Raw genomic sequence first — 18,212 nt, 5'->3', positions numbered from 1 at the left:
TAGAATTGTGAGCTATTTTTACAATTAAAGATAAAAGGCAAGCATACCTATGGCTACCACTAGAGTAAAGAAAGCTACTGCAAAAGAAAATGCAAAAACAAGCACCAAAAAAGCAACAAATGCTAAGAATTTAATCATAGTGGAATCACCTGCAAAAGCACGGACGATTAAGAATTTCTTAGGCAAGGATTATGAAGTGATTGCTTCAAAGGGGCACATTAGAGATTTACCACAGCATCGTTTTGGAATCACAATCAAAGACAAGCATTTCATACCAACCTATGATATTTCAAAAGACCATGCATTATTAGTCAAAGAGATACAAAATCTACACAAGAGTGCAAAGGTGACTTATATTGCAACCGATGAAGACAGAGAGGGTGAGGCTATTGGCTATCATATTGTTGAAGCTTTAAAGGGTGATATAGCGCAGTTTCCACGCATTGTATTTCATGAGATTACAAAATCAGCTATTACCCATTCCTTAGAAAATCCAAGATTAATTGATATGGATAGAGTAAATGCACAGCAGGCAAGGAGGCTTTTAGATCGTATTGTTGGTTTTAAGCTTAGTGGTTTGTTGTCACAAAAGATTAGCCGAGGATTGAGTGCTGGTAGGGTACAATCTAGTGCATTAAAAATTCTGGTGGATAGAGAAAAAGAGATTAGAGCATTTAAGCCACAAGATTATTTCCTTATTGAGGCGTATTATACTCCAAACATAGATTCTGAAATAGGAGATAGCAAAGAGGCTTTTACATTTGACTTAGTCCGCTTTAAAGAAAAAAAAATTGAAAAACTCGTATTGCAAGATGGGGGAGAGGTGGAGGAAATACTTGCAATCCTACACAAAGAGAGCTTTCATGTTGAATCTATCCAACAAAAAGAAAGAATTACAAAATCACCACCGCCATTTATGACCTCCACACTACAACAAGCAAGCTCGAATTTGCTTGGTTTTTCACCTACAAAAACAATGAGTATTGCACAAAAATTATATGAGGGTGTAAAAACAAAGGATGGACTAGCAGGTGTTATAACTTATATGCGAACAGATAGTTTAAATATCGCAAAGGAAGCATTAGAGAATGCAAGAAATTTTATTAACACACATATTGGGGTAGATTATCTACCAAGTAAGGCAAAAGTTTACACGGCAACACAAAAAGGTGCACAAGAAGCACATGAGGCGATACGACCAACAAATCTGTCTTTTACGCCACAAATTGCAGCAAACTATCTTGGTAATGATGAGTTAAAACTATATACATTGATTTTTAATCGCTTTGTGGCTTCACAAATGAAAGACGCGGTTTTTGAGAGTCTTAGTGTTGGTGTTGTGGGAGCAAATAGTGAGTTTAAGATTTCAGGCAGAAGATTAGTTTTTGATGGTTTCTACAAAATCTTGGGTAATGCAGATAAAGATAAGTTATTACCTCATTTTCAGCAAGGACAAGCAATACATTTTAAAGACATTCAGAGTATACAGAAGACAACTGAGCCACCACCTCATTATTCAGAAGCAGGACTTATTAAAACGCTTGAAAGTTTAGGCATAGGACGTCCAAGCACATATGCACCAACGATTAAGATCCTAATAGATAGAAAATATGTTGAATTAGAAAAAAAGCAGCTCGTAGTTCAAGATATCGCATTTAATGTAATTGCAATGCTTGAAACCGAGTTTGAGGAAATAGTTGATAGTGGTTTTAGTGCAGCTCTAGAATCTAAGCTTGATGGGATTGCTGAGAATAAGCTTAAATGGGAAGAAGTGTTATGGGAATTTTATGAACCTTTTATAGACAAGATTACAAAAGGAAAAACAAATATAAAATCTCAAAAGGTTATGAAACCAACAGGGGAGATGTGTCCTGAGTGTGGCAATGAACTCGTAATAAGAAATGGGAGGTATGGGGAGTTTGTATCATGTTCTAATTATCCTCAATGCAAATTTATAAAAAAGGAAAAACAAGAAGTTGAAACAAGCGATGAAACATGTGAAAAGTGTGGTCGTCCAATGATAGTGAAGATGAGTAAAAGAGGTAAATTTTTAGCATGTAGTGGCTATCCAGAATGTAAAAATGCACAGCCGCTTGAAAAACCAAAGGAACTTAGCATAGCATGTCCTAAATGTGGTGGAAAACTACTTGAACGAAAATCTAAACGAGGAATCTTTTATGGTTGTGCAAATTATCCGACATGTAAGTTTATAACAAATGCAGAGCCAACCACAGAGAAGTGCCCTAAATGCAGCGGTATGCTTTGTTGGCATAAAACAAAAGAAAATGCGAAAGTATGTGTTGAATGTAAAAATGTGGTAACTTAGTATAAAATGTGTTACAATAGCAAGGTTGTTTAGAGAGAAGAATTTATAAAATAAGCTTAATAGATGAAGAGAAGATAGGAATAGAAATGGCGAAGGATAATAAAAAAGATAAGGATATTTTGCATAATAAGCTCAAAATAAAGCAAAATTGCTATGTTGAGATGATGTATGCAAAGATTCATCGTGCGGTAGTTACAGATGCAAATTTAAATTATGTTGGTTCTATTAGCATAGATGAGAGTATTATGCAATCTGCAGGTATCATCGAGGGTATGAAGGTTGATATTGTAAATATTAACAATGGAGAGCGGTTTAGTACCTATGTGATAACAGCAAAAGCAGGAAGTGGTACGATATGTCTTAATGGTGCAGCGGCACGCAAAGTGCAAAAGGGTGATGTTGTGATAATTATCGCTTATGCAAGCATGAAAATGAAAGATGCGAAGAATTTTAAACCACGAGTTGTGCTTGTAGATTCTAAAAATTGTATTGTAGAGGAGCATTAATGTTTGACCCTAAAGATTTGCAAAATATGCTTGGTAGTGTGCAAGAGCAGTTGAAAGAAATGGATGCAAAAGCAAAAGAAAAAGTTATAGAATCAAAAAGCGGTGGTGGGCTTATTAATGTGCAGTTTAATGGGGCTGGAGAGCTTCTTGATATTGAAATTGATGATGAGTTGCTGCAAGACAAACAATCGTTGCAGATTTTATTAATCAGTGCCATTAATGAGGGGTATAAGCAAATGCAAGAAGCGCGTCAAGATGATGTGTTTGAGCAAATAAAGAATATGAATCCTTTTAAATTTTAAAGGGGTGCTTATGCAATCTTTTAAATTTTTGCTTAGCGGCAACGCTACACATAATCCTAGTTTTTCAAAAGCTTTTATAGACATACATGTCAATCATACACAAAAAAAACATTCTACAATACATCATTCAAGGTGCCTTATTAAACCATTCCTTACAATAGCTTTCGCTTTATTTGGCGTCTATGCTAATACAAGTAGTTTGTATGCCAATATGCTTGAGAGCGAGTTTAATAGTCTAGGAAAACCAAAAACACCATCACAAATTAACACACCAACTGAAAGTATTGTGAATGCAAAAGAAGTGCAAGTGCATGAAAAAAATGGGATCTTGGAGAGCAATGAGCTTGAAGTGATTGATCTATATGGAAAGAGTAAAACTGAAGAAAAGATAGATTATGCACATTGTGCTGCATATTACAGACAGACAAGCCTTCATTTAGGTAAGGGTTTATACGCAATCAAGCTTAAGAGTGGAGAGATCATTGGGTATAGTCCAGTGCGTCCACGATTAAAGAATCTTGTCAAATATGATCCTTTTACAGGCTTGTTCCAGGTAAGTGGTAGGGTAGATTCTAGATATGCGTATGAGTTATCAGATATTGATGATTATGCTTTAAGTAGAGAATTGGCAAGTGTAGGTATTAATGGAGCAAAGCCAGGTAGATTCCAAACTCATCAGGCTGGATTTCTACAATATGCAGAGTTTTCTACTCCGACGCAGAAAAATGGTGTTATAAGTAATATATGTTATAGAATCTATGGATTAAGCGTTGGTGGTAATGGTTTTATAGAGAAGTCATATATTGATAGATTTCTTGCTCAAAAACAACCCTATTATGGTGACATTGGAGTTCGTTTTGATGTTAGTAGTGCGGAGAATGCAACATTTGTTGTACAATTTTCAGATCCATTTTTTCCATCAAATCCTTTTAAGAGGGGTGATGTTTTAATCTCAATTAATGATGTTGCACCAAAAGATTGGGGTGAACTAGAGCTTATTATTGCCAACCTTGAGCCAGACGAGTTAGTGCAGGTAAAGATTAAGCGTGGTGAAAACATAAAGAACATAAAAGTAAAAGCAAAAAAAAGATATGGTGGAATGTTGCTTGCAGATAGTTTTTTAGAGAGGTTTAACTTAGTTATATCCAATGATTTGGTAGTGCAAAAAGCTCCATGTAAGGGACCCTTTTCAAAGTTAAAAAAAGGAGATAGAATCCTTTTTATCAATGATATTGATATGCGACATTTTAAGCCACGTAATACTACAGAGAGAAACCACTTGCTGCGAGAGCTTTTTACAAGAATACAAGACGATCAAGTGGATTTCTTAGAGCAAAAGATTATCTATGAGGCAGAAAAGGAAGCAACAAAAAGGCGGAATGCAGATATATTAGAGCAGTTTCAAAGTAAAGAAGTCAAAAAAGAGAGACACAATGACTTTTATTATAAGATGGCAGATAATATGCGTAGTTTTGCAAGTAGCGATGTGGCAATAGGCACAAACATTACAAATAATCAAACAAGCAAAAAGGGCGATTTGCATTCTTTTAGTGGCGATGGAATTTTGCGAGATTCTGATACGCAAAGTATGAGAACAATATATGATATATATGATTCTGGAAATAAAAGAGTAAAAAAGCCAGAAAAAGAGCGGATTAAAGAATATGAAGCTCTTGTGGAGTATGGTGGGCAGATGAACTTTCTTATTGATAGACAAGGTTTCCAATTTAGAGTGCCACTTGAATAGTAAGCTATATGAAGCACAAAAGGGTTATCTATGAAAAAAGTTCATAAAAAGAGTAAATATCATACCAAAAAAAAAGAAGCTTACAAGCAGGAGCACTTGACAAAAAATAGCATTATGCTTGAGGATGTGGGCTATGATAATGCGACCTTGCAAAATACTTTGGGCTTAGGGGATACGCAATCTTTGCTTAATCTTTTGCATGAGCTTATTTTACAAAGCTATAAAATTGAAAAGGAATTTAAAGATTTTAAAGTGCTAATAGAATCTGTTTTAGAAATGATTCCACAAGCAGTTATTGTTTTTAATGAAAATGGTAGCTTATTTTACCAGAATAAAAAGGCAAGTAATCTTAAGGGTTTACTTGATATTGATTTGAATTTCAATACCGAGTTTGAAGTTAAGATTGACAATAATGTTTATCTGATACAAAGCTCAAAAATCTCACATAAGCAAATTATAACTGCTACGAATATCACGGAGCAGAAAAGGCAAGAAAGACTTGCTAGTATGGGGCAGGTAAGTGCACATTTAGCACATGAAATCCGTAATCCAATCGGTTCTCTCTCATTGCTTGCAGGTGTGTTAAGTAAAAGAGTGGATGAAAAAAGCATGGAAATTGTAGACGAAATGAAAAAGTCTATCTGGAGGGTTGAGAGAATTATAAAGAGCACGTTACTTTTTTCAAAGGGTGTGCAGGCTAATAAGCAACGATATGTTTTTGCTGATTTTAGGCAAAGTTTAGAACAAGTAATAAGTGAATATGGCTATACAAAGGAAATTAAAGTCACATTTGAGATTGAATACAACGATGCTTTTTATGTAGATTTTTCTCTTTATGAGATTGCCTTGCATAATATGCTTTGCAATGCAATTGATGCGATTGAGGAAGGCGAGTGTGAGCAAGGCGAGATTCGAATCTACTTTTTTAGAGAAGAAGATATGATTCTGTGTAGAATCTATGATAATGGAAAAGAAATAGAGGATATTACTTCTCTTTTTGAAGCTTTTAAAACAACAAAATTAAAAGGGCATGGGTTAGGATTAGCCTTAAGTAGGCAGATAGCATTAGCACATGATGGCGAATTATGTGCTAATGATGCAGATGGTAAATTCTTTGAAATACGTGTACCGCTCACATCACTTTCATAGTAATAATGCGATTGTAATAACATTTGTATATAACCTTACTCCCTTTACATGCAAATACATAGTTACTCACTAACAAGTAAAGCAGGGTTAATAAACATAATAAAACCTTTATATAAGCAAAGTAGTGATTATGTAAGTATGCTTGAAAATATAAAAACAAAGGTAGAAAGTGATTTCACACACACAAAGCTTTATGATTTGAAAGTATTATTAAATGATTGTAATACATTTATAAGTTATTTTGTAGATAAATTGCGTATCAAAAATAATGAGATAAGTTTAGAGAGCTTTTTATCAAATGTAAGTAAGGCTAGTATGTATGAATATCTTGTATATTTGTTTGATAATAAAGAAAAAGGCTATTATAAGTTAGCACATCATAAAGATATACAAGTAAGCGATTTTTTACAAGCACAAGCTAGGTTAAAAGAGCTTTTAGCAAACTTTAGTGATGATGAATTAGAATTAAGTAAGCCAAATGATTCAAATGGTAATGTAGATGTAAGCTTTTTAGGGCTTAATACAGCTTATGAAGATAAACTAGGCAGTATATGGTTAGACTTTGAAACATATTCAAATATTAGTGAAAATAGCCTAGATTCCATGTCTCAAAATGATTTTATTGAAATAATGTCGCATTTAATGCTTAAAATGCAATTCTTTAGCCTTGTTACATTATTTAAAGCACAACAAATAACACAAGATGAAATCATAATACAACTACAACAATCATATAATAATCTAGTATCTGCTGGATTAATTGAGCAAGATAGTTTAAATAGTTTAGATAATTTTATAAGGGATTTTGATGTAGTTGAAAATGCAATAATTTCACAAAATCTAGCATTTATGCCTAATATAAGCTTAGATAGCATGAAACAAGTATTAAGCCAATCTAAGCAAATATGTGATATGTTGAAAGGTGGTGAGTTGCAAGAGGGAATGTAGTTAAGTTCATTTGTCATTAATTATTGACATAGGGTCAGCACAACGTTTAGCAAATATTTTAGCATTCATTGCCCCTCCTTCCTCAAGGAATTTTACATCCTCCACGCCAAAAATATAATCTTGTCCACTCTTTTTTACAGAGCCTACGTATTATTCTAAAATTTTTGGTCTTTATTATTTTTGTAGAATAGTATCGTGGAATTTGTGTTTAACTTGTTGAATAAAATTCAAAAAATATATAAGAGAAAATAAATATGGTATTATTTTGCAGAAAGGATTAAATATGAAAATAAAAATTAAAAAATCTATATGGAGCTCCACTTCAAAAACAAAAGAAATTGTGCTTCAGAGAAAAAAAATTAAAAGAATTTTTAAGAGAAAGAATAGGGGACAAATTTTTAGAACACATAGAGCAAGGCCACCAAAAAGCCCATACGCAAAATGCCCTAAATATAAAATTACATTGCCAGAAAATATGACATTTCCCACAAGCATAAAGGAAATAGATGACTTTATACAAAATTGCCAACAGGCTACTAACGAAAAATGCAAAATAAATATAAAATTAAATATTATAAAAGAAATAGATAATACTACTATTTTGATACTAACAGCCAATATAAAAAATATTTTTAAAACATTGCATAGAAATAAAAAGGCTATTCCTAGTCAAGATATTGATGAACGTCTTACTCTAATTGGTTTTTGGGAGGCTTTGTGTGTGAATCCACCAAAGATAAATAATAGTGTGGATTATTTAAAAATAACAAAATTACAAGATAGCAAAATCAACGACAATAGTTTTCACTCAGATATTATAAATTTTTTCGCAAAGCAGCATCATCTAGAACAATACAAAGATAGTTTGTTTGATGCGGTTTATGAAGCTTGTGTGAATTCTTTTGAACATGCATATAGTGAAGATGATGTAAATAAATCAATATGGTTTTTAGGCTCTTATGATAAAAATAAAAAAGAATTGGAATTTATTTTCTATGATATCGGTATGGGAATTTTTAAATCCCTAGAATCTAATAAAACAAAATTGCAAAAAACTTTTACAAGATTTAAGAAAATGCATGGCAAAAAAGAAACTTTAAAAAAATTATGTACGACTGATTTATCAAGGTATAGTAATGATAAAAGTAAAAAAGGTAGAGGCAACGGAATGATGGCATTTACTGCTTTTGTTAATAATGTATCTAAAGAAAGAAGGGCAATTTTGGAGGTTGTTGCCGAAAATTTATTGTATTCTAGCTATAATGACGAAACAATTATGATCGCAAGACCAATAAAAGGGACTCTAGTGAGGTGGGTGGTGGAATATGATGAAGAGTATTATATATAATTTTACAAAAGAATTTAGCTCTACGCCAGGTCCTAGATATAAAACTTTAGGAAAACATTCTGGTGAGGAATTTAGGGAAGATGTTTTGCGACCATTGTTAGAAAAATATGAGTTTGTGGAAATTGATGGTAGTGATATAAAAACCTCTTTCACTCCATCATTTTTATCCGAGGCATTTGCTCCATTATGTCGTGAAATGGGTGGTTTTGAAAAATTTAGTAAGAGAGTTAGATTGTTTAGCAAGAATAATTCTAATTTAGAACAAAAGTTTAGGGATTTTGCTAGTATATGACTATTTTAATTGCTTTCTTTGCATTAGTGCTTGGCATTATTAACTTTATTTATCTATTCTACAAAGATAAAAGGATTGCCATAGAATCTGATAGAAAAGAGTGTATCGCTGTTATCAAGTATGTTTTTGAGCAAAGCTTAAAAAATGAAAAAGACTTTAAGCCTTGTGTACTTGATGCTTACATACATGCCTTAGTGCACATAAAAATAATCAAGAGTTCAAGGAATAATGAGGCTATAAAAACCTTTGCAGTAGCCATAAGTGATTTTAATGGGGGGTGGAAATAAGAGCGAAGAGAGCTTGGTTGGTGATTATAGTAGACTTATAAATATAATCTATAATATTAATATAGCACCATATTCCCTTGGTTTTCTCACATATTAATCTCACACTGACTTCTAGTTTGCATACACATAGCACGTCTTTGTCTCTTCTTTGGTATTTAAATTTTGCTTTTCTTTTGCTTCCTTATCATTAGATTTTTCTTCTTAAGCACTAACGTCATTCAAAGTTTAGATTTCTATACGCCGTTTTTATATTTTTCTCTTTACCTTTTTAAAGCCTCATGACTTAAAAGCCTCATGACTTAAAACTATGCAATAATTGAGCAATAAAGTTGATTGAATATTGTTGAGTTTTTAAACATTTCATTATAACATTCAGTTACAAAACCAATATTGAATGCACTAATTAATGCTATCTTTTTCATGATTCCACATCCTAATCGCATGAATCTATAAATACTTTTATATCTTTCTCTTTGCCTTGCTCTTTAATTTGTTGCAAATCTTCTATACTTAAATCTACATAAGAGTCGCACATGGCTTTTAATTGTCTGCTATAAAGTCTATGATATGTATCTTTGTCATATAATTCCTCTTTCTCAACTACATACATAAACCTAGCTATGTTTTGCAAAAAGGTATCACAATAAGCAGTTACACATTTTAAAGGCTGATTATTAGCACTCATAACTCCAACACTTAATAAACTAGCTAATACTATCTTTTTCATATTTAACCCTCCAATAAACTAATTATTTTTAATATTTTACTCTTCATGTTCAAATTCAATATTAAGTGCATACACTTTATCATTATCTAAAAACTTCAAAGTGGCGTTATTTTTTTCTAACTTCATATGTCCTTCATCATTATTTATACAATGAAACAATCTATATTCTATAAGCTTAGATAAATCAAAACGATTCATTTCATCATAAACTACAAAATCATCATTGTTATAGCAGAAGGGTTGTGGCAATGGATACTTTTTTAATTATTTTTTTAATTCTTATACTTATCATATCTTCAATATTAGATGTCTTAAGGATTAAAACTGATAAAGAAATTGAAAAGCGTTTAGAAAAACTCAAAAAAGATAAGCAACAAGGTTAATCTTTCCATATTCAGTGGCAAAAAGTAGTCAATAACAACACAAAAGGGCGAATGCAAAGTGCAAGCATGCAATTCTGTGTTATTGTTGACTAGCAAACGAAAATAAAGGGTGTTTGCTTTTGTTGCTTATAGCATTTGCTATCAAGTTAGTCAAAAATCCTTTCCTTTGATTTTTTGACTTTAGTTATTTGTTGTGTTTTATTTTATTATAGGGAGGTGTAAAAATGCGTGTTGTGCGTGGTTTTATGGCTTTTTTGGTTTTATATGCAACTAAGAAGCTTTTAATATAGGTTAAAAACTTTATTGTAATTTACAAAAAAACTTTGTACATATTTTGTAACAAAAATGTAGTTTTTAATTTTTGTGTAAAAATTTATTACCATACTAATTGGTCTTAAAAAAATCATTATCACATGAGTGCGATTTATGAAAATGCAATCATCATTCCATTAATTTTGTGGTAGAATTACGAGCATTTTTTAGGAAGTGCATGCAAAGAGAATAGATGTGTAGTTATGGCCTTATTTTTTGCAATAAAATTTTTACCTCCATTTTATTTTTATTTTGCAAAATTTTATGATATTTTTGCTAGAGGAGAAAAATATGAAAAAGTTTTTTTGTCATTAGTGTGCAGTGTAGGAAGTATGTATGCAACTCAGTGGGGATATGATAAACATAATGGTCCAGATACATGGGCAAAACTTGATTCTAAATTTAAGCTCTGCAACATAGGCATGAAACAATCATCAATTAATATTGAAAACAATAAAACAACAGAATCTAGAAATGAGTTACATTTGCTTCATGGCACAAATTCAAAGGATATTGTAAATAATGGGCATACCATCATGTTGCAATTTAATGAGGCAGGCGGATTGGTATATCAAAATAAAAAAGACAATCTAGTCCAGCTCCATTTTCACACACCCTCAGAGACACAAATAGAAGGGAAGTCTTACCCTATGGAAATGCATATGGTACATAAGGATAGCGAGGATAACCTTTTAGTACTTGCTGTGTTGTTTCAAAAGGGACAAAACAATGCTGTCTTAAATAATATTCTCTCTTATGCTCCAATGGATATAGGTAAAGTGTATCAAATGGATATGATATATATATCACAACTCTTACCTAAAAATCATGGTTATTATGCTTTTGGTGGCAGTCTCACAACGCCACCTTGCAAAGAAGGGGTGCAATGGATAGTGTTAAAGGAGAGTGTTGAGGCTTCGCAGTACCAACTTGATGCACTTCATGCGATTCTCAAAGATAATGCAAGAGATGTGCAACCACTAAATGATAGAGTTATTCTTTCTGCACCTTAACTTATGGATTACACACCAAGCTTTAATATATGTCACAAACACTTCAGCCAATAAAATAATATATTTAGACTTTTTGCAATAATAGTTGGAGGATTTATTTATATTCATACTTTTGTCTTTGTAATATAGAGTGTATCAATACATTTAATTCCTTCTTAATTAAGTAATTTATAAGTGCATTTTTGCTATATTTTGAAGTATTTTAATTTTCTTATACATGGTTATATAGTTGCAGAATCTAGAATTTTGCATTGAGGAGAGATTATGAAAGATGTTATTGAAAAGCTAGAAATTATTCTCAATCAGGGCTTATATGGGCGAGATGAAGAGGTAAGATTGGCACTCTTATGTACTTTAAGCAATAAGCCACTTTTACTGTATGGGCATGATGATGCAAGAGATATACAGATGCGTTTTGAAGCGTTATTTGGAGAAACACCCATTAAAGCAAAAGTTACAGCAAATTCAAATCTCACAAAAAATAAAGATAAATTAAGCAAATACACTGCTTATTGTCATTTAGGCAATCATAATAATACTGAGCATCTCTATGACTACCTCTTTGCACCAAAAAATACCAATATAATAGAGAAGTTAAAGCAATTAGCTCCAGAGGCAAATAAGCTAAAAAAGTTTTTTCAAGATTATAACTTTACGCAATTTTGGGATGAGGAAAATCGAGCAAAGGCAATCAATTTTATAGAATCTCTTGCCTCTCATGCAAATCCTACGGGTGAGCTTGCTGGGGATATTACTATGATTGATGATGCAGAACAAAATCTAGTTAAACACCTCTCAAATATTTCAGACAAACGATTTAAGGATTTTTTGCATCTTCTTGCGGTAAATCTTATTATGAATAATAGGAAGGAAATTACGCCGATTGACTTTGGTATGTTCTATTATTGTCTGCGTGATTGGTCTGATGGTGTGCGATACCTTGAAACAACAATTTGTGCAAGCTTATCAAATGATGAGTTACCAACCTTTGTTTTCCATGACGAGGAATATGAGAAAACGTGTAAAGAAACATTCTTTAAAAATTATGAGCAGTATGCATTTCTGATTCCAAACCTTGAATATATGGTATATGTACCTTACTCTTCATCACCAAGTGTGCCAACAAATGAAATCTTTACACGACTTGATAATTTTTATACTCAGTTTCAGAATCTTGTGTGTGAAGAAACAAGTGATGATATAATAAAAGATATGCAAGAAGTGGAACTTAAGGAAAACATTTTGAAAGATGCACAATTAAAAGAAATGGAGCTAAAAGAAACGCAACTCGCACAAGTGCAACTCAAAAGATCTGCGTTTAAATCAGTGAAAGATGCTCTTGATGAGCGATTAAAAATTGCAAACGCGAAAGAAACAGAGTTGCGAGAGCAAAGAGAAATTCTAGAAAGCAAATATAAAGATGCAAAGACAACAGATAGGAGAGAGGGTCTAGAATCTCAAATTGCTGAAGTGCAAGCAAAAGAAGATCAGTTTAAAGAGATTAGATTAAATCTTGAGGGACAGCTACAAGATGCAAAAAATACACTCGAAGACAAATTGAAGCAAACAAAGGAGATTTTGGAGGAAAAATTACAAGAAGTAAAAGCCAAAGCACTTGATCTAAAAGAGGCACAAGAAAGATTAAACAAAAAGCTTACAAATCGAAAGGGGAGTATGGATGTGAGGATAAAAGAGGGTAGAGAATATCTTACGCAATTACGGACTCTTCCTGTTAGCCTTAATAAGGCTATTGAAGCCTGTAGAAAGCAAATTGATGCAGTGTCAAAGCCAAATCCGATTTGGGCAAATCCGCTAAAAATACATTTGGCCGCATTATATAAAATTCAAAAAAATCTCCCTAATATGATAAAAGCTTTCGATTCTCAAGTAAAAAATTATGAAGAGTATGCAAAGCAGTCTACGCAGATGCACTAGGGTGGTACATTGGGGTGCTTTGTTGTGGAGAAGTGCTTGATTTGATCTTATGTATAAGGAGGGAAATAAAATATTACAAGGCATAGTTTTTATGCTTATAGGATTTTTGATGTTTTAAAATGTTGGAGTATTTATAAAAGGGATTGGGGATATTGTAGGAGCAAATAAATAGCTATAAAGGAGTAGCAATGGAGAGGTGTATCAAATCTCTCTAAGATATACATATATGATTCACCGCTATTACTTTTTGATTTTACGTGTTTACATATAGTAATTTTTGCCCTTAAAATATTCAAATGTGTAATTTTAACACATTTTTTATGATATGTTACTTTTAGGCGTATTTTAAAATAAAATAGCAAAAATAACACACTATTAAATTAAAATGTATAAATTTTACACGTTTTTTACAAAATTTGATAATTATTACTAATTTAAATTTTAAAAAATCTTTAATAAATCTATTTTTTTGGAAAATTATGTGTATTTTATGCAATAATATTAGACCATAAAAATACAATTGAAAGGAAATGCATGGTAGGAAACCTAAGAAATTTGACAAAATACACAAGCATTACCTTGCTTGTTGGTAGTTCTTTTGCACTAGCAGATTGTGGTAGTAATACTGCGGGGAATCTTTTTGGATATGAGCGATGTGCTAATAAAGATAGTAAGCTATTTACATTTACTGGGAATGTGGGTACTTTTACTAAGGCCGGTTTTAATGGTGGTAAAGTTGATACTGCGAGAGGATTTTATCCAACTGAAAGCTTTACAAGTGTATTTGGCGAGGTTAATGGGATTTTTAACATTAACGCTGTGTATGAAAACGACTATTTTTCTAAATTTGAAATAGGTGTTGGTGCAGCTGCAGCTGGACTCGCTTGGGACACTACTAAGTATGATGGTGTTAATACTGGTGGTGGTTTAGACAATGGTAGTGGATTAAACAACCAATACATAGGTTCTTGGAGTGGCTATTTTGGTAATGATGGCATACGCTACAACAATAATCATCAAATCTTTGTGCATAATGCGTATATTGATCTGCAAACAAGAGATTTTAACCTAAAGCTTGGTAGGTATGAATCTAGCATGGATTACTTTAGTGGTTATACACAAGGTTTAAACTTTGATTGGCATTTTGGCTATGGTGATACAGAATCTAAACCTGCCAATGAAGTAAAACTTTGGTGGTTTAGCTCATTTGGTCGTGCATTTGCATATTCGCAATGGTTCTATGACTACTACGCGGTAAAGACAACTGATACAGATGGTGATGGTAAGGGTGATGCGAGTTATGGTATCCACTCTTTTGGGGTTGATGTTAAGCATGGTGGTATTTCTGATACGGATAATGGTTTTGCATATGGAGATACGTTGCTTGTCCGCCCATTCTTTTACTTTTATGCAGGACTTTATGAAGTACCAGGCTTAAAGGCTGTATATGAACGTCAATTTGGCAATGGATTTGGATTTAGAGTAATAGCACAAGGGTATGCATTGCATGTGCATAAGGCTTTTACCGGAGCAAAAAAAAGATATGATCAAACCGTTGATGAATGGAGTGGGAATTTCAATCTAATTGCACAGGGTATGATTCATAATTATAATGTGCGTATAGGATATTACCAAAATATTGGTAGTGCAAACTCACATTTTGGGACCTATGGAAATCCAATGGGGTTTGATTTTTGGACTGCGGGTGTGTATGATATAGGTGCAAGTATCAGCGATGTGATCAGCAGAAATGCTCAAACAGGTTATCTCTCTGGTGGTGGCCACTATAACTTAAAGTATGGTACACTCTCATGGGATCTACTTGGCAGAATTACACGGAGCCCAAGAAGTGATGAAGAAAGTATAGCCCTTTCTGTAAATCATGCTTTTAGAAATGGTTTAGCAGTAGGTATTAAACTAGAATGGTTTAGGGATACAACAAAGGCTGGCTATAATCCAGGCTATCAACTCGGAGGCAGCGCTCTAGCTGCGACAAGAACAGATGATAGAAGTCATGCATTTTTTACGCTTGATTATAGATTTTAATCCATTGTAAAATGCAAGATAACTAAAGCTTTGGCGTATGATCTGGTATATAGCCTAGCTTCAATACTTAGATATACATAAGCGATCTATTCCTCTTCTCTCTACCCTAATTGATTCAGAATCTCTTAGGATGGGGATTTTCATTATTATCCAAACATCTACTAATGTAAGCATCTTTTTTTGTTATATAAAATTTTTAAATATAAAACAAGGCTTTGGAGCATGTAAAAGCATGGGTATTTAAACAATTTTATGATGCTAAAAGATATGAAAAATATAAAAATAATTGTCTAAATATCAAGAAATATGATTGCTTGGAATTCAAAAAGAGGTGTAGGGCTAAGCAGGGTGGGACCCATTGCTAAAAAAGTGGTGGGTAGCTTAAATATAAATTGCCTGTATTTTGAAGATTAAAAAGTTTAAGTTTAACCCTTATTTTCTTCAAGTGATGGGAGGAAATTGTCGTTATGGTTAGAGAATAGGCAAGATTTGAATGGTTATACGTTTAAGTTGCAATTAGTTTTGTATGGATAAAAAGAGATACTAAACATATATCACCTTGAGATGTTGTGTCTAATAATATAACCCAAAATTGCCACACAGCAACAACAGATAGCTATTATTACTCCCAATGACACAAACATATTGTTTGCAAATCCTGTAAGAGGAGTAATAATGCCTTCGAATGTAAAAAAAAACTAAAACCTAAAATGGCTGAAACATTCTCAGCATTGGCGCATTCTAACTCCATATGATGATTAAACACGTAAGTGGTGGAGAAGATTATTATTTATTGTGCTACGAAAATCAGCTATAACGAGGAAACATGAACATTTTTCTAAGGAAAGAGATTTGCTAGTAAGCCTTTTTTATGGGTAATATAAAACATAAAACTTAGGATCTAAACTGCTATCGCTAACTTGTTGCTGTTTAAGCAACATGACTTATTAATATAGACTTTATGTTGCCAAGCTTTGGAATTGCAATGATTTTATTAAGGGATAAATGTGAAGTATAAGATTAAGGTTTAATTCATATTTTTATATTTATCTCCCCAAATTTCAAGACTTTTTAAAACAGATTCTAAGCTATTGCCAAGCAAGGTAAGTGAATATTCAACTCTTGGTGGAACTTCCGCATAAACTTTGCGTTTTAATAGCTTAGCTTCTTCTAGTTCTCGTAAATTTTGTGTAAGTACATTTTGAGAGATGTTTTGATTTTTTGTAGCTGAAATATTTTTTCTTAGTTCTCCAAATCTCTTTTCTCCATCTAGCAATTCTCTAATAATGAGAATCTTCCATTTGTTGCCAATAAGATTGAGTGTCGTTTCAACAGGACAGAGGGAGTGATATTTTTTCATAATTAGACCTTAATTTTTTCTAAAATTATAGCATATTTTAACAAATTTATCCCTATAAAATAGCATAAATACACATTACTCCTAAAATAAGTATTATATTATAAAATAATACCTACTTGATTTTTAAATGTTAGTTTATTTATAATTTTAATATCATATTTATATATGAATATCTTTTATAAGGATAAGCAATGAAAATAGCAATTTTATGCGCAAGTGGTAAAACAGGTAAGGCAATAACTAATGAGGTATTAGATCGCGGTTTAAATCCTGTATGTTTCGTGCGCGATAGTTCTAAAATGAGTGAGTTTGAAAAAAATGTTCAAATAATACAAAAGGATCTTTTCTTATTAAATTCGCAGGATTTAGAACATTTTGATGTAATCATTGATGCATTTGGGGAATGGCAAGATTTGAGTTTGCATAAAAAGCACATAGAATTTTTAAGTAAAATTTTGCAAGGAAGTCGTGCTAAAGTTCTTGTTGTAGGAGGTGCTGGAAGTTTATATATGGATAGTAGCCACAAGACAAGGTTAATGGATATGCCAGATTTTCCTAAAGAGTATTTGGGTGTAGCGCAAGCAACTGCAGAGGTGCTTACATTTTTACGCGATGAAAAGGGCTTTAAATGGGTGTATGTTAGTCCATCTGCAGAGTTTGTGCCTGCTTTGCCAAAGAGTAATCATTATAAAATCATAGGTGAAGAATTTGAACTGAATGCAAATAATGAAAGTAAAATAGGTTATAGGGATTATGCAAGCGCTATGATGGATATCGCGTTAGATTCTAATTATGAAAATGTGCGTGTTGGTGTTATAGCTTTATAATTTAGCAGTATTTTGCAAAAAATTTGCAAAATATTTATATAGTTTATTATTAACTAAAATATAAAGATTTGATAAATTACATATAATGTTAAAAATCCTGAAACTTTATATTTTAAATAAGATAACCTACTACAAGCCTTTAAATTCTTACATAAAAATGACTAAATCTAAGTTAGCACAAGTTTTATTTAGATGATGGTTGTTTTTTAGAGCAATGATTTTTAAGATGAAATAAGAACCTAGGCAAAATTTTTTAAAAGAAATTTAAAATTCATCTTGACTTAGAGCTACTCTCATTTTTTATAATTTTTATTATGATATAAACGATAGAAAAGTAAAATTAAGTCAATAAAATTTTAATTTTGATTACAAATTTATTAAGGTTTTCATTTATGAAATATCAAATTTTAAACAATGGTTTAAAAATCCCTATTATTGGTTTTGGGACAGCTAGGTTGCAAGGGAGAGAATGCAATGAAGCATTAAGCAATGCTTTAGAATGCGGATATCGCCTCATCGATAGTGCACAAATGTATAAAAATCACAAGGATATTGCCAAAACCTTAAGAGAAAGCAAGATACCTAGAGATGAGCTTTTTATAGAATCTAAAATTTCACAAAATTTAAATTATTTGCAAACAAAAGATCAAATTTTAAGAAGTCTAGAAGAACTTGATTTAGAATATTTAGATTTACTCTTAATT

General features: G+C 32.2%; 18 protein-coding genes. 15 read left to right on the top strand and 3 right to left on the bottom strand.

Translation table 11 applies throughout. The annotated features are described in order from the left end of the window. Positions 1–49 precede the first annotated feature (49 nt). The 9 genes from topA (at position 50) to LS81_RS07380 (ending at position 8,905) form a co-directional block, all read left to right on the top strand. Positions 50–2,326 carry a type I DNA topoisomerase gene (topA, locus tag LS81_RS07420; RefSeq protein WP_081955870.1) on the top strand — a complete coding sequence of 759 codons (2,277 nt, stop codon included), beginning with the start codon at positions 50–52 and terminating at the stop codon, positions 2,324–2,326. 161 nt (positions 2,327–2,487) lie between these two features. Continuing rightward, positions 2,488–2,832 carry an aspartate 1-decarboxylase gene (gene panD, locus LS81_RS07415; protein ID WP_034346908.1) on the top strand — a complete coding sequence of 115 codons (345 nt, stop codon included), beginning with the start codon at positions 2,488–2,490 and terminating at the stop codon, positions 2,830–2,832. Beyond that, positions 2,832–3,134, top strand: a complete 303-nt coding sequence (locus LS81_RS07410) for a YbaB/EbfC family nucleoid-associated protein (protein WP_034321763.1) — start codon at positions 2,832–2,834, stop codon at positions 3,132–3,134. Before panD ends, LS81_RS07410 begins: the two co-directional genes overlap by 1 nt. Positions 3,135–3,144: 10 nt before the next feature. Further along, on the top strand, positions 3,145–4,881 hold the full coding sequence (locus tag LS81_RS07405) for a DUF7488 domain-containing protein (RefSeq protein WP_233715922.1): 1,737 nt from the start codon (positions 3,145–3,147) through the stop codon (positions 4,879–4,881). A 30-nt stretch (positions 4,882–4,911) separates the two neighbouring features. Next, the gene (locus LS81_RS07400) at positions 4,912–6,030 is read left to right on the top strand and encodes a sensor histidine kinase (RefSeq protein ID WP_162846249.1); all 1,119 of its coding nucleotides are present in this window, start codon (positions 4,912–4,914) and stop codon (positions 6,028–6,030) included. A 48-nt stretch (positions 6,031–6,078) separates the two neighbouring features. After that, a complete protein-coding gene (locus tag LS81_RS07395) occupies positions 6,079–6,978 on the top strand; it encodes a hypothetical protein (RefSeq protein WP_161976751.1) in 900 nt (299 codons plus the stop codon). Between the two features lie 283 nt (positions 6,979–7,261). After that, positions 7,262–8,326, top strand: coding sequence for a hypothetical protein (locus tag LS81_RS07390; RefSeq protein WP_052096409.1), 1,065 nt, complete (start codon positions 7,262–7,264; stop codon positions 8,324–8,326). Further along, on the top strand, positions 8,307–8,618 hold the full coding sequence (locus LS81_RS07385; RefSeq protein WP_170177198.1) for an STAS-like domain-containing protein: 312 nt from the start codon (positions 8,307–8,309) through the stop codon (positions 8,616–8,618). The genes LS81_RS07390 and LS81_RS07385 overlap by 20 nt, the downstream gene beginning before the upstream one ends. After that, positions 8,615–8,905 (top strand): hypothetical protein, encoded by a 291-nt coding sequence (locus LS81_RS07380; protein WP_034344408.1) that lies wholly within the window; start codon positions 8,615–8,617, stop codon positions 8,903–8,905. The genes LS81_RS07385 and LS81_RS07380 overlap by 4 nt, the downstream gene beginning before the upstream one ends. A 433-nt stretch (positions 8,906–9,338) precedes the next feature. On the opposite strand, the gene LS81_RS07375 is transcribed toward LS81_RS07380, so the two are convergent. Together LS81_RS07375 and LS81_RS07370 are read right to left on the bottom strand one after the other, a co-directional pair. Continuing rightward, on the bottom strand, positions 9,339–9,632 hold the full coding sequence (locus LS81_RS07375; protein ID WP_104696515.1) for a hypothetical protein: 294 nt from the start codon (positions 9,630–9,632) through the stop codon (positions 9,339–9,341). Positions 9,633–9,668: 36 nt separating this feature from the next. Further along, on the bottom strand, positions 9,669–9,830 hold the full coding sequence (locus LS81_RS07370) for a hypothetical protein (protein ID WP_161976750.1): 162 nt from the start codon (positions 9,828–9,830) through the stop codon (positions 9,669–9,671). A gap of 50 nt (positions 9,831–9,880) precedes the next feature. Between LS81_RS07370 and LS81_RS12345 the strand changes: the two genes are divergently transcribed. From LS81_RS12345 to LS81_RS07355, 4 genes are all read left to right on the top strand, one after another. Next, complete coding sequence (locus LS81_RS12345; RefSeq protein WP_267892502.1) at positions 9,881–10,015, top strand: hypothetical protein; 135 nt, start codon at positions 9,881–9,883, stop codon at positions 10,013–10,015. Between the two features lie 515 nt (positions 10,016–10,530). After that, the gene (locus LS81_RS07365; protein WP_081955872.1) at positions 10,531–11,340 is read left to right on the top strand and encodes a carbonic anhydrase; all 810 of its coding nucleotides are present in this window, start codon (positions 10,531–10,533) and stop codon (positions 11,338–11,340) included. 264 nt (positions 11,341–11,604) lie between these two features. Beyond that, entirely contained in the window at positions 11,605–13,275 is a 1,671-nt protein-coding gene (locus LS81_RS07360) for a hypothetical protein (RefSeq protein WP_034344412.1), read from the top strand. A gap of 534 nt (positions 13,276–13,809) precedes the next feature. Next, the gene (locus LS81_RS07355; RefSeq protein ID WP_034344414.1) at positions 13,810–15,321 is read left to right on the top strand and encodes an outer membrane family protein; all 1,512 of its coding nucleotides are present in this window, start codon (positions 13,810–13,812) and stop codon (positions 15,319–15,321) included. Positions 15,322–16,348: 1,027 nt separating this feature from the next. On the opposite strand, the gene rrpB is transcribed toward LS81_RS07355, so the two are convergent. Beyond that, complete coding sequence (gene rrpB, locus LS81_RS07350) at positions 16,349–16,681, bottom strand: MarR family transcription factor RrpB (RefSeq protein WP_034344415.1); 333 nt, start codon at positions 16,679–16,681, stop codon at positions 16,349–16,351. Between the two features lie 191 nt (positions 16,682–16,872). On the opposite strand from rrpB, the gene LS81_RS07345 reads away from it, so the two are divergent. Both LS81_RS07345 and LS81_RS07340 read left to right on the top strand, forming a co-directional pair. Beyond that, the gene (locus tag LS81_RS07345; protein WP_034344416.1) at positions 16,873–17,508 is read left to right on the top strand and encodes an NAD(P)H-binding protein; all 636 of its coding nucleotides are present in this window, start codon (positions 16,873–16,875) and stop codon (positions 17,506–17,508) included. Positions 17,509–17,900: 392 nt separating this feature from the next. Then, a partial coding sequence (locus LS81_RS07340) for an aldo/keto reductase (RefSeq protein WP_138069889.1) occupies positions 17,901–18,212 on the top strand: 312 nt, incomplete at its 3' end.

Origin of the sequence: Helicobacter trogontum, assembly GCF_000765905.2 — a bacterium.
Taxonomy (GTDB): domain Bacteria; phylum Campylobacterota; class Campylobacteria; order Campylobacterales; family Helicobacteraceae; genus Helicobacter_A; species Helicobacter_A trogontum.
This window is presented reverse-complemented; position numbering and strand designations above follow the sequence as displayed.

Coding starts and splice junctions, on each gene's coding strand:
- LS81_RS07355 (WP_034344414.1), top strand. CDS start 13,810: ATGGTAGGAAACCTAAGAAATTTGACAAAATACACAAGCATTACCTTG.
- rrpB (WP_034344415.1), bottom strand. CDS start 16,681: ATGAAAAAATATCACTCCCTCTGTCCTGTTGAAACGACACTCAATCTT.
- LS81_RS07360 (WP_034344412.1), top strand. CDS start 11,605: ATGAAAGATGTTATTGAAAAGCTAGAAATTATTCTCAATCAGGGCTTA.
- LS81_RS07395 (WP_161976751.1), top strand. CDS start 6,079: ATGCAAATACATAGTTACTCACTAACAAGTAAAGCAGGGTTAATAAAC.
- panD (WP_034346908.1), top strand. CDS start 2,488: ATGATGTATGCAAAGATTCATCGTGCGGTAGTTACAGATGCAAATTTA.
- LS81_RS07345 (WP_034344416.1), top strand. CDS start 16,873: ATGAAAATAGCAATTTTATGCGCAAGTGGTAAAACAGGTAAGGCAATA.
- LS81_RS07400 (WP_162846249.1), top strand. CDS start 4,912: ATGAAAAAAGTTCATAAAAAGAGTAAATATCATACCAAAAAAAAAGAA.
- LS81_RS07410 (WP_034321763.1), top strand. CDS start 2,832: ATGTTTGACCCTAAAGATTTGCAAAATATGCTTGGTAGTGTGCAAGAG.
- LS81_RS07365 (WP_081955872.1), top strand. CDS start 10,531: ATGGCCTTATTTTTTGCAATAAAATTTTTACCTCCATTTTATTTTTAT.
- LS81_RS07405 (WP_233715922.1), top strand. CDS start 3,145: ATGCAATCTTTTAAATTTTTGCTTAGCGGCAACGCTACACATAATCCT.
- LS81_RS07380 (WP_034344408.1), top strand. CDS start 8,615: ATGACTATTTTAATTGCTTTCTTTGCATTAGTGCTTGGCATTATTAAC.
- LS81_RS12345 (WP_267892502.1), top strand. CDS start 9,881: ATGGATACTTTTTTAATTATTTTTTTAATTCTTATACTTATCATATCT.
- LS81_RS07370 (WP_161976750.1), bottom strand. CDS start 9,830: ATGAATCGTTTTGATTTATCTAAGCTTATAGAATATAGATTGTTTCAT.
- LS81_RS07390 (WP_052096409.1), top strand. CDS start 7,262: ATGAAAATAAAAATTAAAAAATCTATATGGAGCTCCACTTCAAAAACA.
- LS81_RS07375 (WP_104696515.1), bottom strand. CDS start 9,632: ATGAAAAAGATAGTATTAGCTAGTTTATTAAGTGTTGGAGTTATGAGT.
- LS81_RS07385 (WP_170177198.1), top strand. CDS start 8,307: ATGAAGAGTATTATATATAATTTTACAAAAGAATTTAGCTCTACGCCA.
- topA (WP_081955870.1), top strand. CDS start 50: ATGGCTACCACTAGAGTAAAGAAAGCTACTGCAAAAGAAAATGCAAAA.